Source organism: Pseudarthrobacter sp. NPDC058362, from assembly GCF_042723515.1.
Lineage (GTDB): Bacteria > Actinomycetota > Actinomycetes > Actinomycetales > Micrococcaceae > Arthrobacter.
Window position 1 is genome coordinate 538,163 of record NZ_JBHXIW010000001.1, and the last position, 14,492, is coordinate 552,654.

The 14,492-nt window shown below is 68.1% G+C and carries 11 protein-coding genes; 4 read left to right on the forward strand and 7 right to left on the reverse strand.

Features of this window, described 5'->3' with window-relative positions:
* Positions 1 to 3: 3 nt before the first annotated feature.
* The 7 genes from ACFWIX_RS02565 to ACFWIX_RS02595 all read right to left on the reverse strand — a co-directional run bounded on the left by ACFWIX_RS02565 (position 4) and on the right by ACFWIX_RS02595 (position 7,812).
* A complete protein-coding gene (locus ACFWIX_RS02565; RefSeq protein WP_377214542.1) occupies positions 4 to 609 on the reverse strand; it encodes a TasA family protein in 606 nt (201 codons plus the stop codon).
* Positions 610 to 785: 176 nt separating this feature from the next.
* A complete protein-coding gene (locus ACFWIX_RS02570; protein WP_377214543.1) occupies positions 786 to 1,688 on the reverse strand; it encodes a phosphatase PAP2 family protein in 903 nt (300 codons plus the stop codon).
* Positions 1,689 to 1,784: 96 nt separating this feature from the next.
* Entirely contained in the window at positions 1,785 to 2,960 is a 1,176-nt protein-coding gene (locus tag ACFWIX_RS02575) for an MFS transporter (RefSeq protein WP_377214544.1), read from the reverse strand.
* A gap of 25 nt (positions 2,961 to 2,985) precedes the next feature.
* Complete coding sequence (locus ACFWIX_RS02580) at positions 2,986 to 4,422, reverse strand: ABC transporter ATP-binding protein (protein ID WP_377214545.1); 1,437 nt, start codon at positions 4,420 to 4,422, stop codon at positions 2,986 to 2,988.
* Positions 4,419 to 5,261 carry an ABC transporter permease gene (locus ACFWIX_RS02585; RefSeq protein ID WP_377214546.1) on the reverse strand — a complete coding sequence of 281 codons (843 nt, stop codon included), beginning with the start codon at positions 5,259 to 5,261 and terminating at the stop codon, positions 4,419 to 4,421. The genes ACFWIX_RS02580 and ACFWIX_RS02585 overlap by 4 nt, the downstream gene beginning before the upstream one ends.
* Positions 5,258 to 6,247 carry an ABC transporter permease gene (locus ACFWIX_RS02590; RefSeq protein WP_377214547.1) on the reverse strand — a complete coding sequence of 330 codons (990 nt, stop codon included), beginning with the start codon at positions 6,245 to 6,247 and terminating at the stop codon, positions 5,258 to 5,260. The genes ACFWIX_RS02585 and ACFWIX_RS02590 overlap by 4 nt, the downstream gene beginning before the upstream one ends.
* Entirely contained in the window at positions 6,244 to 7,812 is a 1,569-nt protein-coding gene (locus ACFWIX_RS02595; RefSeq protein WP_377214548.1) for an ABC transporter substrate-binding protein, read from the reverse strand. Before ACFWIX_RS02595 ends, ACFWIX_RS02590 begins: the two co-directional genes overlap by 4 nt.
* Before the next feature lie 422 nt (positions 7,813 to 8,234).
* Here ACFWIX_RS02595 and ACFWIX_RS02600 point away from each other — a divergent pair, with 422 nt between their 5' ends.
* The 4 genes from ACFWIX_RS02600 (at position 8,235) to ACFWIX_RS02615 (ending at position 14,482) form a co-directional block, all read left to right on the forward strand.
* A complete protein-coding gene (locus tag ACFWIX_RS02600) occupies positions 8,235 to 9,254 on the forward strand; it encodes an o-succinylbenzoate synthase (RefSeq protein WP_377214549.1) in 1,020 nt (339 codons plus the stop codon).
* Positions 9,255 to 9,369: 115 nt separating this feature from the next.
* Positions 9,370 to 11,445, forward strand: a complete 2,076-nt coding sequence (locus tag ACFWIX_RS02605) for a PhoX family protein (RefSeq protein ID WP_377214550.1) — start codon at positions 9,370 to 9,372, stop codon at positions 11,443 to 11,445.
* A 159-nt stretch (positions 11,446 to 11,604) separates the two neighbouring features.
* Positions 11,605 to 13,302 carry a 2-succinyl-5-enolpyruvyl-6-hydroxy-3-cyclohexene-1-carboxylic-acid synthase gene (gene menD / locus ACFWIX_RS02610; RefSeq protein WP_377214551.1) on the forward strand — a complete coding sequence of 566 codons (1,698 nt, stop codon included), beginning with the start codon at positions 11,605 to 11,607 and terminating at the stop codon, positions 13,300 to 13,302.
* Positions 13,303 to 13,486: 184 nt separating this feature from the next.
* Positions 13,487 to 14,482: a hypothetical protein gene (locus ACFWIX_RS02615; protein ID WP_377214552.1), complete on the forward strand. Its 996-nt coding sequence runs from the start codon at positions 13,487 to 13,489 to the stop codon at positions 14,480 to 14,482.
* The last annotated feature ends 10 nt before the right edge of the window (positions 14,483 to 14,492 follow it).

Sequence of the window (14,492 nt, forward strand, 5' to 3'; positions counted from 1 at the left end):
GGCCTAGCTGACCTTGCTGGTGCGCTGGGTGGCGTCGAAGGTGAACTTGATGGTGGTGGTCAGGCCCTGGAAACTGTTGTCCGCCGTGGCGGGCAAAGAGGTGGTGATCTTCAGGTTGTCCGAGGCCCCGGCCGTCACCGAGGCGAGGTTGCTAAGCGCTCGGGCGCCCAGGACGCCTGTGGTGGCCAGGACCGTTTGGGAAGTGCCGCCGCAGGTGTCGGGACCGTCGGCTACGGTGGTCCACGTCGTGCTGCAGGACTCAATTTTCAGCTGAAGGCCGTTGGTGGCGTCGGTAGTGAGGACGTTCGCCGTGGCACCTGTCGGAAGCGCGGTGGTGAGCGTAACGGTGTTGAAGCCGGAAGTACCGGCGTTGCTGAGCGTTGCAACCCTCTCCACCGAGTCGCCGGGCAGGAGGCCCGTGACGGTGGTGGTGAGCGTGCCGTTGGCCAGATCGATGTTGGTGCTGCCGGCCGTGACTTGCTGGTCTGCTGCGGTGGTGCTGTCCGTGAATCCACCGTACGTGCCGAGGCCGGCTACTGCAGCCGCCGTTCCGACAAGCGCTGCTGAGGCCAGGACCTTGCCGGCCGTGGTGCTGATGCTGAGACCCATGAGAATGTCCTTTGTGTGTCAAAAGGTCCGCTCCCCACGCGGACCGGCCGCCCCCCAGTGGACCAGCCGTACGCCGAATTTTTTGGTTCCGGCACAACACATCCTTCCCGGGGCACATCAAATTACGCCGGTGTATTTCATCAAGATTTGCTCAAATTTGGCGATGTTTTCGCAGGTCAGCGCGTTGGCGCGTCCCGGCGCCGAGCGGCAAAAGCGAACAGCGACGTGGTGGCCACGGCGCCCAGATATCCTGCGATGACGATCAGCGCGATGCCCGCCCAGAAGTAGTTGGTGCTGCTGGCCTGCGGGCCCCCGGGCGCGATCAGGGCCAGCGAATACACGGCAACAGCAGCTGAGACCAGCCCGATGGCGACCGGCAGCGTCAGCCACATCCGCGCCGATCCCAGGTGCCGGCCAAAGCCTTCCCACGCGTTCCACATGCCGCGGCGCATGATCAGCCAGCCCGCCGGAATCATGAACGCGCCCACGACCAGGAAGGCGGCCACCACGTCGGCCGGCCGGTGCCACTGGTTGATCAGGGTGGACACTCCGGACGCGATCGCGAACGTCCCGCCGATGAAACCGGCCATCGGACGCCACCGCGGCGATGCCATCAGGAACACCGCAGCCGCCGCGGAGGCCGCAAGCGTGGTGTGGCCAGAGGGGAGCGAATTCAGCTCCAGCGTGATCACACCCTTGTCCGGGCGGGCCGGGAGCAGCGCCTTGAGCACCTGCGTGGCCACGTTCGCGCCCACGCACGCGCTGATGGCAATCGCTGCTTCCGCCCAGTGCCGCCTGATGACGGTCACAAACAGGACCACGACGGCGGCCATCACCAGTGAGATGGTGGGCAGCAGGTCAAGGAACTTGGTGCTCGCCTTGCCGGCCGGACCGTGGATTTCCACCGCTTCCACCAGCGCGGACTCGTCGATGAACTGGCCCGTGGTCGTCTGGACAAAAAAGTAGTACGTGGCCACCAGTCCCGCGACGCAGGCCAGGGTGGCCGTGGCGAACAGCGCCGCCGAACCCGGAGCAGGGCGCGCTGCTGCCCGGACCTGTGCCAGCCGTGAAAAAGTCATCGGATTAAGCGTGTCACAAAAAGCTGGGAGCCTGCTCCACCCAACTATGTCGCGCTAAGTGCCGTTTTGGGGCCTCAAAACGGCACTTAGCGCTACCTAGTTGGGCTCGGAGGACGGAGCGGGGGCTGCGTCGAGGCGGGGGAGTGCTGCCGCCGCGATGAGCGCCGCCAGCGCACCCAGCCCGAACGGAAGCACCGTCAGCGTGGCGACGCCGCCCACCAGAAGCGGTCCGCCGGCGTCGCCCAGTTCCCGGCCCAGCTCCGCCGAACCCATCGTCCGGCCCATCCGCTCCGGCGGCGTCGTGTCGGCCAGGTGCGCGAACGCCAGCGGGGTCGCCGCGCCAATGCCCGTACCGATTGCCGCAGCCGCAAGGAAAATGGTGACCGGACCGGGGGCTGCCGCCACCAGACCGACGCCTGCGGCGATAAGGAGGAGCCCCGCCGTCGTGCCCTTATTGTCCGAAACCCGGTGGAGGTCGCGCATGCGCCCCATCCATGGCTGCGCCAGGACGGAACCCAGCGCCACCACGCTCACCGCGGCGGTGCCGGCCACTGCGTCCATGCCGTGCCGCGTCGCCAGCGCCGGGAGGAAACCCACCGCCGCGCCGAGGGCCCCCGTCGACGCCGCCAAAACCAGCGTGGGCACCAGGAACCGCCGCTCGCCCACCTGCCGTGCCAGGTCCACGACCGTGTACCGCTGGCGGGGGAGCGGCTCAAGGTGCGGAACTGCCACGAGCACCCACACTGCGGTGACCGCAGCCAGCGCCGACAGCGCTCCGAACAGCAGCGGGAACCCGCCGGCGAAAATCAGCCCCGCACCCAGCAGCGGCCCGATGATGTAGCCCAGGCTCTTCCACGACCCGTAGCGCCCAAAGTAGGTGCCCGCCTGGCCGCCGCGCGCCAGCCTGGCCACCATCGCAGAGGACGACGGCGAGAAGGCCGACGCCGCCGCGCCCTGTCCCAGCCGGGCAAGGGCGAGCATCAACGGGTCGGCCGCCCACAGCCCGATCAGGGACAGCGCGGCGAAGCCCAGGAGGCCGCCCACGATCACCGGTTTGGGCCCGATCCGGTCACTCAACGCGCCGAAGACGGGCTTGAGGAACACCTCGGACACGTCGTAGAGCGCCAGCAGGATGCCCAGGTTCAGGAGGGTCAGGCCGATGTTGTCACTCTGCGCACCCAGGCCGGCCGCGATGCTGTGCGCACCGAAGGCCGTGACGAACCCGGCGGCATAGAGGGGCGCGGTGGCTGCTCTTGTCGTAGTGATGCTCATGCCCTTTTGGAGTAGTTGTGGTCCCTTAGGCGATTTGCTCCAGAATACGTTGGCTGCCCTCGACTCCCGGCAGTGACATGTGGCGGGTGGTGACGGCGGCGGCGAGGCTGTGGTCGTGGGTGACGAGCACCAGCGCCGTGTCATGCTTAGAGACTTGATCCAGAAGGCAGCTCATGGTCTCCTCCTGGGTGAGCAGGTCCAGGCGGGATGTGGGTTCGTCCGCGAAGAGCACTTTTGGTTTGACCAGCATGGCCCGGATGATCGCCAGGCGCTGCAGTTCCCCGCCGGAGACACTGGCAGGCCAGCGGTCCAGCAATGCATGGTCGAGGCCGAGCCGGTCCAGGAGCACTCCGACCCGGCGCGGGTCTGCACGGTGGCGGCGGACCACGTCGTTGAAGCTGTCCTTGATCCTGACCCGGGGCGCGAAGGCGACGGCAGGGTCCTGGTAGAGCTTCTGTGCCTGGCCTCCGGACAAACCGTGGTGCTGGACCGTTCCCGTGTCGGGGCGGAGCAGCTTGAGCAGGATCCCTCCCAGCGTGGTCTTGCCGCAGCCGCTGGGGCCGGTCAGCGCGAGCCGTTCCCCGGCGGCAATCTTCAGGTCGAGGCCCTCGAAGAGGGGGCGGTCGCCGTAGGCTTTGCGCAGGCCCGTTGCCTCAATGAGGGTGGTGCTGCTGCAGTCAGGGGTGCCCCGCCAGGACGGGTTCCACTGGCTGGGCTCAGCCGCGAGCAGCCGGCGGGTCCATGGGTGGGCCGGCGCCGTGAGCACCTGGTCTGCGGGACCCTGCTCGACGATGGCGGCCTGTTGCATGACCAGGACTGTTCCGCCCAAGGCCCGCGCGAGGTCCAGGTCATGGGTGATGGTCAGCAGTGAGCCGCCGCGCCCGATGTGCTGAATAAGCATCTCGGCCAGGGCGTCCCGGGATCCGCTGTCCAGGCCCTTGGACGGTTCATCGGCAATGAGCACTGCCGCCCCGCCCATGGTGGCCGCCGCGAACGCGACCCGTTGCGCCATGCCGCCGGAGAGGGTGTGCGGATAGGACCGGCCGACTCCGTCCAGGCCCAGTCCGGAGAGACGTTGCTCAGCCCGGGTGAGCGCCGTTCGCCGCCCGTGCCGGTTCTTGAAGAACGCGGGGTTTCCCTCGGCAACCTGGGCGCGCACCGGCATGGTTGGATCGAGCGCAAGGACCGGCTCCTGGGGAAGCAGGGCGAGGTGCCGCCCCCACAGCCGCTGCTGCGCGCCGGTGTCCGACAGGGAAGACCATTCGTCGCCGATGCGGAGCCGTCCGGTGACGTCCAGGCTCGACGGGAGGCTTCCCATCAGGGCGTGGGCCAGGAGGGACTTGCCCGACCCGCTTTCTCCTACGATGGTCACCGCCCGGCCGGGTTCCAGCGTCATTCCGGGGACGTCCACCAGGGTGCGGCGGTTGTGACTGACACAGACGTCGAGCAGTTCGATGGTCATCGGCGGTCCTCCTGGGAACGAAGTCCGAGCAGCCCCACCAGCAGCAGGAGCAGTACCGCAACGGGCGCCAGCACCATCCAGGGGGCTTCGTGGTAGTAGGGCAGGGCTTCGGTGATCAGCAGTCCCAGTTCAGCGGTAGGCGGTTTCAGGCCGACGCCGACATAGCTGAGCGTGGACATCGCCAGGACTGCGGTCACGAGGCCGAGGGTGGCCATGCTCAGCAGTACCGGGGCCAGTTCCGGCAGAAGATGGCGCCGCACGATGTGCACCGGTCCCAGCCGCAGCATGGTGGCGGCCTCCACCGCGGGACTGGCCAGGATGCTGACGGAACGGGCCCGCACCACCCGGAAATACTCGACCCACTGGGCCAGTGCGATACCGAGGTAGATCGTCCACAGCTGCCCGGACGCCAGCGCCGCGAAAATGAGCACGATCAGCAGGGCAGGCAGCGCCAGGAAGACCTCCGAGATGCCGAGCAGCGCCTGGTCCAGCCAGCCACGCCGCCATGCCGCGAGCAGGCCCAGGGAAATGCCGGCTATGGCGGCTGTGGCCACGCACAGTGCCGCCAGCCCCAACGACAGCCTCGTGGCGTGTGCCAGCCGGGCCAGCACGCTGCGTCCCAGGTGGTCATGCCCCAAGGGCTCTATCGGCGAAGGGGGCTGCAGGAACTGGCTGAGGTCCTGTCCCGAATACTCTCGCCACACCAGCGGGCCGATGAGGGCAAAGAGCACCAGGGCTGTGAGCAGTGCGGCGGAAACCAGTCGGGCGGTGTCTGCGCTGCGGAATCGTTCCGCCGTACCCCATTGGATGGCGGGCTGCAGTTGGGTGCGGGTGGTCATCGGTCCTCCCGGGTACGGGGGTCAAGGGCGAGTACGGCGAGATCCACTGCCGTCGAAACGACGACGACGATGAGAGCCAGCGCCAGGACGGTCGCCTGCATGGCGGGAATGTCACGCCAGAAAACTGCATGCACCAGGGCGTGGCCGAGCCCGGGCCAGGCGAAAAGGCTCTCAACCACCACCACGCCTTCCACCAGGATGAGGATTTGCACGCCGACGTAGGCCACCAATGTCACCCCGGCGTTGCGCAGCACGTGCCGGGCAAGCACCATTTTCTGTGCCAGCCCCTTGGTCCGTGCGAAGTGGACCTGTTCGGACTGCAGGATCCGGGCAACAGTATCCCGGGTCACCCGCGCGAAAAGTCCGGACAGGCCGATGGCCAGGGTCAAGGCGGGGAGTACGATATTGCGGCCCTCGCCGTGGCCGGCTGCCGGAACCCAGCCCAGCTGGACGGAGAACACGATGATGAGCAGCAGTCCGAGGGCGAAGGGCGGTAAAGCGCGGACGAGTGCAACGTAGGTGTCGGTGAGCCGGTCAAATGCCCCGCCCCGGGAGCGGGCAGCGAGTACTCCGATAACCGCGCCTACAGCGACCGAGACCAGCAGCGCCACCGCGGCCAGCTGCAGGGTGGCTGACAGGTGATGGCCCAGTTCACCGATGACCGGGGCGCCGGTCACCAGGGAGGCTCCAAAATCCAGGCGCACCGCGTCCAGGATCCAAGCGCCGAGCTGCTCCCATGCCGGCGCGTCCAGGTTCAGGTCCGCGCGGATTTCGGCAGCGGTGGCGGCATCCACCTTGTCATAGCCGTAGCGCCCGGCCGCGATGCGGAAGGCGATATCGCCCGGCAACTGCTGGACGATGACGAAGCAGGTAACAGTGACCACCAGGGCCACACCGGCCGCCTGGGCGGCGCGGCGCACGAGGATCCGCGCGGCGGCGGCCGCAAGCGAAGGGCCGGCCGCAGCCTGGAATACGGTCACACTCATTTGGCGTAGGAAGCTGAGGCCAGGTTCCAGCTGCGCTCCAGCGGGTCAAGGACGAACCCCTCAACGGAATCGTTGACGATCACGCTCTGGCGGTACCAGGAGACGGGGATGACCGGCAGTTGGTCCTGCAGTGTGCCCGCTACTGCCTCCCGGGCGGACTGTGCCTTTTCGCCGGTGTGGTCCGGGTCCGTGGCCAGGCGGCCCAAGGCATTCTGCATTCCCGCATCGCTCCAGTTCATGGCGCCCCAGTCGCCGCCGCCAGCAGCGTAGTCCTTCAGCAGGGTCACCGTGGGGTCCGGCACCAGGGCGAAGTTGCGGGTGAACAGTGCCATGTCCAGCGAACCATCGGCGTGGCCTGCGGGAATCTCACTGGAGTTGTCCACCCGTACGTCGACGGTGACGCCTACCTCAGCCAGGGCCGCCTGGATGGCGGTGGCCATTGTCGGCAGTTCGGCACGGTCGGGGAACGTCAGCAGGGTCAGCCGGAGGGGTTTCCCGTCCTTCTCCCGGACGCCGCCGGAACCCTTGGACCAGCCGGCTTCATCCAGGAGGGCAGCGGCACGGTCAAGGTCCTGGGCCAGGGGTTCCAGTGCCTTGTCATGCCACGCCTCCAGGGACGGCGGGAACATCTGCGTGGCGGCGATGTCGGGGTCCCGCAGCACGGCAGTGGCCATCGCCGGACGGTCCAGGGCCAGGGACAGCGCCTTGCGCACCCGCTCATCGGACAGGGCGGGATGTTCGGCGTTGAGCTTCAGCACGATGGTGCGCGGCAGCAGCGCGGATTCCACCCGGACCCCTGGCTTGCCCTTGATCCGCTGCAGGCTGGTCGGGTCCATCCCGAAGGTGATGTCGGCCTGTCCGCTCTCGGCCATCAGGGCGCGATTCTCAGCCCGGCCCACGCTTTTGTAGACCACCCCCTCAACGGCAGGTGCCTGCCCCTCGTAACCGTCAAAAGCTTCCAGCTCGATCCGTGCGGGCGGCGCCACCTCCACCACTTTGTACGGGCCGGACCCCACCACCTGCGTCACCGTTCCGTCCTTGGCGTAGGAGGACGGGGCCAGGATCTGGGTGCTGGTGGCGGCAAGGACTGCCGGTAGCGGGGCGAACTGCTTGGACAGCTCGATGACGACAGTTTCGCCGTGGGCACGGACTGCCGTGATCGGTGCCGTGGCGAGGGTGTTGGCTTCAGAGGTTCGGGCCTTTTCCAGGGCTGCGACGACGGCTGCCGCATCTACCGGAGTTCCGTCGTGGAACGCTGCCCCTTCCCTTAGCGTGAATTCCCAGGACAAGCCATTTCCTGCCGCCTTCCAGTGAGTGGCGAGGCCGGGGCGGAGGCGGCCGGCGCCGTCGGCGTCCACCAGGGTTTCAGCTACCTGGAGGCGGGTGAAGATGCCCTCCGCGGCAGCGGGGTCCAGGCTGTGGACTTCGTAGGGGCCGATGACGTCAAGCACGTCCTTGCCGGCGGCGCCTCCCGCAGTGTGGGGAGTGCTGCCGCAGGCCGTCAGCGCAGCAAGGGAAAAGGTGATTGCGGCGGCGGCCGACAGCAGGAAGGAGCGCAAAGGCATGGGTGTTTCCTAGGTTGAAAGGTGTGCGGGTGCGGGCACGGGCGCCGCGGTCTTGCTGACGTCTGAATCTACTGGGCGCCCGAAGGGGTGGGCGCAGACCGGAGCGGCGGCTGCGGGCAGCAGGGGGCTGCGCATGACGCTTCGGCTGCCCGCCGGTCCTCCCGCTCCCGGTCGAGGGCCTGTTTGGCTTTCTTGCGCACTTTGCTCTTGGGCATGGGTTCCTAAACGTGGATAGCGGGGGCGGGCCCAAGGAACTCTATATGAGAAGGATTCTCATTAGCAAAAGGCGACTGACATCTCTGTACGGAAATGCGTAACTTTTGGCAGTGAGTCCGGCTCCAGCCGCCAACCCGGGGTCCGCCCCGGCCCGCGGGTCCAGAAAGTTACGCAAACCCGCAGGGGGCGCTCGGTACAGTGAACGGATGCCCCCGCTTTCCGCCGCTGTCCCGCCCGACATGCCCCCCACAGTGCCGCCGCTCGAACAACTCCTGGCCGGCGCACACGTGGTCAGACTTCCCATGCGGGTAAAGTTCCGCGGCGTGACGGCCCGGGAGTCGCTGCTGATCCAGGGCCCGGCGGGATGGGGGGAATTCTGCCCGTTCCCCGAGTACGGCGACGCGGAGGCCTCCCGCTGGCTAGCAGCTGCCGTCGAGGCCGCCTGGCAGGGTTTCCCTGCGCCGCTGCGCGACAGTATCCCCGTTAACGCCACGATTCCGGCCGTCCCCGCGGACCGTGTGCCGGAGTTGCTGGCCCGCTTCGGTCGGGTGGATGCGGTGAAGGTCAAGGTCGCGGAGCCGGGGCAAACACTCGCCGAGGACGTCGCCCGCGTGGAGGCCGTCCGCGCAGCCCTTCCGCAGGCCGCCCTCCGGGTGGACGCGAACGGAGGCTGGGACGTGCCAGGGGCTGTCGAGGCACTGACCCGACTCGCCGCCGTCGGCCTTGAATACGCTGAGCAGCCCGTGCCGTCCATCGAGGGGCTGGCGGCCGTGCGCGCTCAACTGCGGGACGCCGGGACGCCTGTCCTGATCGCCGCGGACGAGAGCGTGCGCAAGGAAACCGACCCCCTCCGCGTGGCCCGAGCCGGCGCGGCGGACCTGATCGTGGTCAAGGTGGCGCCGCTTGGGGGAGTGCGGCGCGCGCTGGAGATCGTGGCGCAGGCCGGGCTGCCCGCCGTCGTAAGTTCGGCGCTGGACACGTCCGTGGGAATCCGCGCCGGCCTGGCGCTCGCTGCGTCCCTGCCGGAATTGCCGTACGCGTGCGGGTTGGGGACAGTGTCGCTGTTCGAGTCGGACGTAACCCTGGACCCCTTGACGGCCGACGACGGCGCCATCCGCCTCCGCGACGCGGCCCCCGACGCCGGGCTGCTGCAGCGCTATGCGGCTCCCGCGGAACGGCGCGATTGGTGGCTGGCCCGGCTCCGCCGCGTCCACGCCCTGTTCTGAGAGCGTTCCTGTAGGCAACTCTCAGTTCACCTGGACTTCATCTCGGCGACCCCTGCGTGTAGGAAACGGCTGGCAGGGTGGGCGGGACCCCACAAAGGATTTTGGAAGGCCCCCCATGTCTGAAACGACTGCCCGTAAGTTCCCCCTCCTGCCGATGCTCGGCCACACCAAGGGCAAGCGCAGCGCCGTTACCTGTGCGCTCAAGTGCGACAACGCCTGTGCCGGCGATGTCTGCAACACCAGTTCCAACAGCTACTTCCGCGACATCGCCTCCGCAACGATGTCCCGCCGCGCCGCCCTGGGCTTTGGCGCCGCCGGTGCCCTCGCCGTCGTACTCGGGGGTGCTGTCACCTCGCCGGAGAAGGCGAATGCCGCCGGCCTGTCCAAGGCAGCCACCGAGGGCTTCGCCAAGTCGAAGCTCCAGTTCTCTCCCATTCCGTCGATTGACGCCATGGTGGACGCTGTTACTGTCCCCGAGGGCTTCACCTGGAAGCCGGTCATCCGCTGGGGCGACCCGATGTTCAACGACGCCCCGGTGTTCGACATCAACAACCAGACGGTTGAGGCGCAGGAAAAGCAGTTCGGCTACAACAACGACTACACGGATATCCTCGAGATTCCGGGCAGCAAGGGCCGCCGGGCAGTCATGTTCTCCAACCACGAGTACACCAACGACGCCCTCATGTTCCCGCCCACAATGCCGGCAGAGCAGGTCCGCGCCGTGGGCCAGGCCGCACACGGGCTGTCCGTCGTGGAACTGGAGCGCCACAACAAGAACCAGCCGTGGACCTACGTCAAGGGTGCCGGGCTGAACCGCCGCTACCTGAACAGCACCGTTTACGAACTGACCGGCCCCGCCGCCGGTTCCGCCCTGGTCAAGACCGTGGAGGACCCCGCAGGCCGCTTCATCAAGGGCACGCTGGGCAACTGCGCCGGCGGCACCACGCCGTGGGGCACCATCCTGTCCGGCGAGGAGAACTTCCAGGGCTACTTCGTCTCCGAAGGCACCTCGGCGTCCGACAAGCGCTACGGCCTGACCTCCAAGGCCACCGCCCGCAAGTGGGAACTGGACGACCCGCGCTTCGACACCCGCAACGCCGGCTACGAGAACGAGTCCAACCGCTTCGGCTACATCGTGGAAGTTGACCCGTTCGACCCCACGTCCACCCCGAAGAAGCACTCGATGCTGGGCCGCTTCAAGCACGAGGGCGCCAACGTGATCATCGCCGAGTCCGGCCACGTGGTGGCCTACTCCGGCGACGACGAGCGCTTCGACTACCTGTACAAGTTCGTCTCCAAGGACAAGTACATCGAAGGCGACCGCAAGCACAACATGACGCTGCTCTCTGCCGGCAGCCTGTACGTCGCACGCTTCACCGGCAACTCTCCGGCAGCGGAGATCGATGGCACCGGCAACGTTCCGTCCGACGGCGCCTTCGACGGCATCGGCGAATGGCTTCCCCTGGTGGTGGACGGCAAGTCCGCCGTTCCGGGCATGTCCGTCGAGGAAGTCCTGGTTTACACCCGCCTCGCGGCGGACAAGGTCGGTCCCACCAAGATGGACCGGGCCGAGGACGTGGAGCCCAGCCTGCACACCGGCAAGGTCTACGTGGCCTGCACCAACAACTCCGCACGTGGCACCGGCACGAAGGAAGGCGCCACCGAGGTCAACCCGCGCAACCAGAACCGCGACGGCCACATCGTGGAAATCACCGAAACCGGCGACCAGACGTCCACCACCTTCACATGGAACCTGCTGATGGTGTGCGGCGATCCGGCCCAGGGTGACGTCACCTACTTCTCCGGCTTCCCGGTGGACCAGGTTTCGCCCATCTCCTGCCCGGATAACCTTGCCTTCGACTCTGTGGGCAACCTCTGGATCTCCACGGACGGTGCACCCAGCGGCATCGGCCGCGCCGACGGGCTCTTCAAGGTCACCTTGGAAGGTGCTGAACGCGGCAAGGTGGAGCAGTTCCTGGCTGTCCCGCGCGATGGAGAGACCTGCGGACCGATCATCCACGACGAAGAGCGCACCGTGTTCGTCGCCGTGCAGCACCCGGGCGAGGACGGCTCGTTCGAGAACCAGGTGTCCTTCTTCCCGGACTACGTTCCGGCTGGTACGACGCCGGCACCGGGCCAGGCGCGCGCGCCCCGGCCGTCGGTGATCCAGGTGTTCCGCACGGACGCCTAGCTCCCGTTCCCTCCCGCCTCCCCGGGACGCTCTCTCACTTCCTGCGGTTTCGGGCCAACGCTCTCTCACCCTTCGCGCCTTACGGTTCGCAAGGTGAGAGAGCGTTTGGGTTTAAGCGACGGTAAGTGAGAGAGCGTCCGGGGGTGGGAGACTGGTTTGGTGACTTTCCTGAACTCTCTCGAGGCGGCGCGGATCGCCGTCGGGATAATGCTCGACGGCGGTGTGCGGCACGTGGTGGTCTGTCCCGGTTCGCGGTCCGCGCCCATGGCCTACGCGCTCGCAGAGGCGTCCGCAGCGGGGCGGGTGGAGCTGCTGGTCCGGATCGACGAGCGGAGCGCCGGGTTCACCGCGCTCGGCCTGGCGCTGTCCACCGGCTCCCCGGCCGCCGTCGTCACCACGTCCGGAACCGCCGTCGGAAACCTGATGCCCGCCGTCATGGAGGCCAACCACGCCGCCGTCCCGCTGCTGGTGATTTCCGCAGACCGGCCCGAGGAGCTCCGCGGAACCGGCGCCAACCAGACCACGGTTCAGCCGGACCTCTTCGGTGAGCAGGTGCGGTTCGCCGTCGACGTTCCGGCCGGAACCGACCCGCAGCGTGCCGTAGAAACCGCACTGTCCGCCGCCACGGGTGCGTTCCCGGACCTCCCGCCCGGCCCCGTGCAGCTGAACCTGGCCTTCCGGGACCCGCTGGTTCCGGCCGCCGGCGAGAAGATGCCCGCGGCCGCCGGGACACAGCGTTTCCGGGTGGGAGCCGAACCGCTGGTGATGAACCTGCCTCCGGCCCCGGAACATCTTCCGGAACGGCGCACCGTGGTCCTGGCCGGGCACGACGCCGGACCCGTGGCCGAGGCTTTCGCGCGCGCACACAGCCTGCCGCTTCTGGCCGAGCCGTCCTCCAACGCCCGCTTTGGCCCCAACGCCGTTGGCCCGTACCGGCTGCTGCTGGAGCACTTCGGCCCGGACTCTGCCCAGCCGATTGAGCGGGTGGTCCTGTTCGGCCGGCCCACACTGTCCCGCCCGGTCGCCGCTCTCCTGGCCCGCCCCGACGTCCCGTCAGCGCTCTATCAGCCCGTTCCGGTCGCCTGGTACGAGCCAGGCCGGCGCACGGAACTGCCCCTCGAAAGCCTGGCCGACCTCGCCGATTTCGCCGGCCGGGGGAGCGGCGGCTGGCTGGATGCCTGGCTGCTGGCCGGGTCCGCCGCGCAGCACGCGCTGGACGGAGTGCTGTCCGCTGAAGCTCCTGCCAGAGGCCCGTCCGTCGCGTCGCTCGTGTGGAAGCACGCGCGCGGGCAGCTGCTGCTGGGCTCCTCCAACGGGATCCGCGACGTGGACCTGGCCGGCCTGCCCGCCCCTGAACCCGCGGCCACCGTCTACGCCAACCGCGGCCTGGCCGGGATCGACGGCACCATCTCCACCGCCACCGGCTTGGCGATCGGCGCCGGCCAGGACACCACGGTCCTGCTGGGCGACGTCACCTTCCTCCATGACGCCGGCGGCCTGCTCCTCGGCGCCGGCGAGGACGAGCCAACCCTCCGCATTGTGGTACTCAACGACTCCGGCGGGGCCATCTTCGGACTCCTGGAGCACGGCGCCGTGGAGGAGTCCGGGAACTACGGAGACGCCGTCGAACGCCTCTTCAGCACCCCGCACTCGGTGGACATCGCGGCACTCGCCGCAGCGTACGGCGTCGGACATTCAGCGGTAAGTACGACGGCGGGTCTCGCCGAAGCGCTTGGCCAGCCGCTGCAGGGGCGCACGATCATCGAGGTGCGGACGAACCGGCGGGGGCTGCGGGGCCTGCACGCGCGGATCAAGGAGGCCGTTGCCGCGGCGGTGGAGGGTGTGCTGGCCGGGTAGGCGCTGGTCCGGGCAAAGCGCGCTGGTTTCGGACTGACGCCCCGGTTTCGGACTGCGGCTGCCCGGGCCCCGGGCGCGGACGACTGGAACCGCAGCCTCGGTCCGGAACCGCAGCGTCGGGTAGTTGTCCACATGGCCTCTGTGCCCCCTTCCTGCCCCCGAGAGTAGGGCAGAGCATCGTGCCATGGACCAGATTCCCCTGATTCTCAGCAGCGACTACGCACGGGTTGGCCAGGACAGCCGGACGTTGTCCCGCCGCGCTGCGTCCAAAGAGCTCTGCAGGATCCGGCAAGGGGTCTACGTATCGGCAAAAGAGTGGAACGCGCTCAAACACTGGGAGCAGTATCCGTTGCTGATTCGGGCGGCCGCTGCGACGCTCCAATCACGGACGGTGTTCTGCCGCGAGTCCTCTGCTGCTGTTTGGGGCATTCCATTGCTCGGGACCCAGCAGATCGTGCACGCGTTGACAGCTGATGGCGGCGGAGGACGTTCGCGGGCGGGTGTGCGACGGCACCGCGGGGATCCGGAAGCGGCGGACGTTCAGCTACGGTCCGGTCTGTGGGTGACCGGAAGGCTGCGCACGGTGTTGGACCTGGCGGCGTTTGGAACGTTCGAACAGGGCGTGGCCGCGGTGGACCATGTGCTCAAGCCGGACCCCGTCCAGCGGCTCCTGCCCCTGACCTTGGCCGAACTCGAAGGGTCCATAGGCCCGGAATACAGTGCAGCGGCTGCCCGGCGCATTCGAATGGTGCTTGGCTTCGCGGACCCGGCCTCAGGCTCGCCCGGGGAGTCACTCAGCCGCGCCTATATGTACATGGAAGGCTTCAAGGAACCGCGCCTCCAGACCGAAATCCGTGACCGGAGGGGATTTGTGGCGTTGCTTGACTTCGAGTGGCCGGAGGAGGGGCTGGCCGGGGAATTCGACGGGCTGGTGAAGTATCAGAAGGCCGAGTACCTGAGCGGCCGCACGCCGTCGGACGTGGTGGTTGCGGAGAAACGGCGCGAGGACCGGATCCGTGCCGCCGGCCGCAGGGTCATCCGCTGGACGTGGACTGACCTGGCGGACCGGGCGGCTTTCGCGGCCATGCTGGAGCGGGCGGGCGTTCCCCGGACCCGGTTTCGGGCCTGCGCTCCGGGCATCTGCTACGAAAACGGACAGCCGCCACGTGGATCCACGTAGCGGCTGTCCG

Coding starts and splice junctions, on each gene's coding strand:
- ACFWIX_RS02565 (WP_377214542.1), bottom strand. CDS start 609: ATGGGTCTCAGCATCAGCACCACGGCCGGCAAGGTCCTGGCCTCAGCA.
- ACFWIX_RS02570 (WP_377214543.1), bottom strand. CDS start 1,688: ATGACTTTTTCACGGCTGGCACAGGTCCGGGCAGCAGCGCGCCCTGCT.
- ACFWIX_RS02575 (WP_377214544.1), bottom strand. CDS start 2,960: ATGAGCATCACTACGACAAGAGCAGCCACCGCGCCCCTCTATGCCGCC.
- ACFWIX_RS02580 (WP_377214545.1), bottom strand. CDS start 4,422: ATGACCATCGAACTGCTCGACGTCTGTGTCAGTCACAACCGCCGCACC.
- ACFWIX_RS02585 (WP_377214546.1), bottom strand. CDS start 5,261: ATGACCACCCGCACCCAACTGCAGCCCGCCATCCAATGGGGTACGGCG.
- ACFWIX_RS02590 (WP_377214547.1), bottom strand. CDS start 6,247: ATGAGTGTGACCGTATTCCAGGCTGCGGCCGGCCCTTCGCTTGCGGCC.
- ACFWIX_RS02595 (WP_377214548.1), bottom strand. CDS start 7,812: ATGCCTTTGCGCTCCTTCCTGCTGTCGGCCGCCGCCGCAATCACCTTT.
- ACFWIX_RS02600 (WP_377214549.1), top strand. CDS start 8,235: ATGCCCCCGCTTTCCGCCGCTGTCCCGCCCGACATGCCCCCCACAGTG.
- ACFWIX_RS02605 (WP_377214550.1), top strand. CDS start 9,370: ATGTCTGAAACGACTGCCCGTAAGTTCCCCCTCCTGCCGATGCTCGGC.
- ACFWIX_RS02615 (WP_377214552.1), top strand. CDS start 13,487: ATGGACCAGATTCCCCTGATTCTCAGCAGCGACTACGCACGGGTTGGC.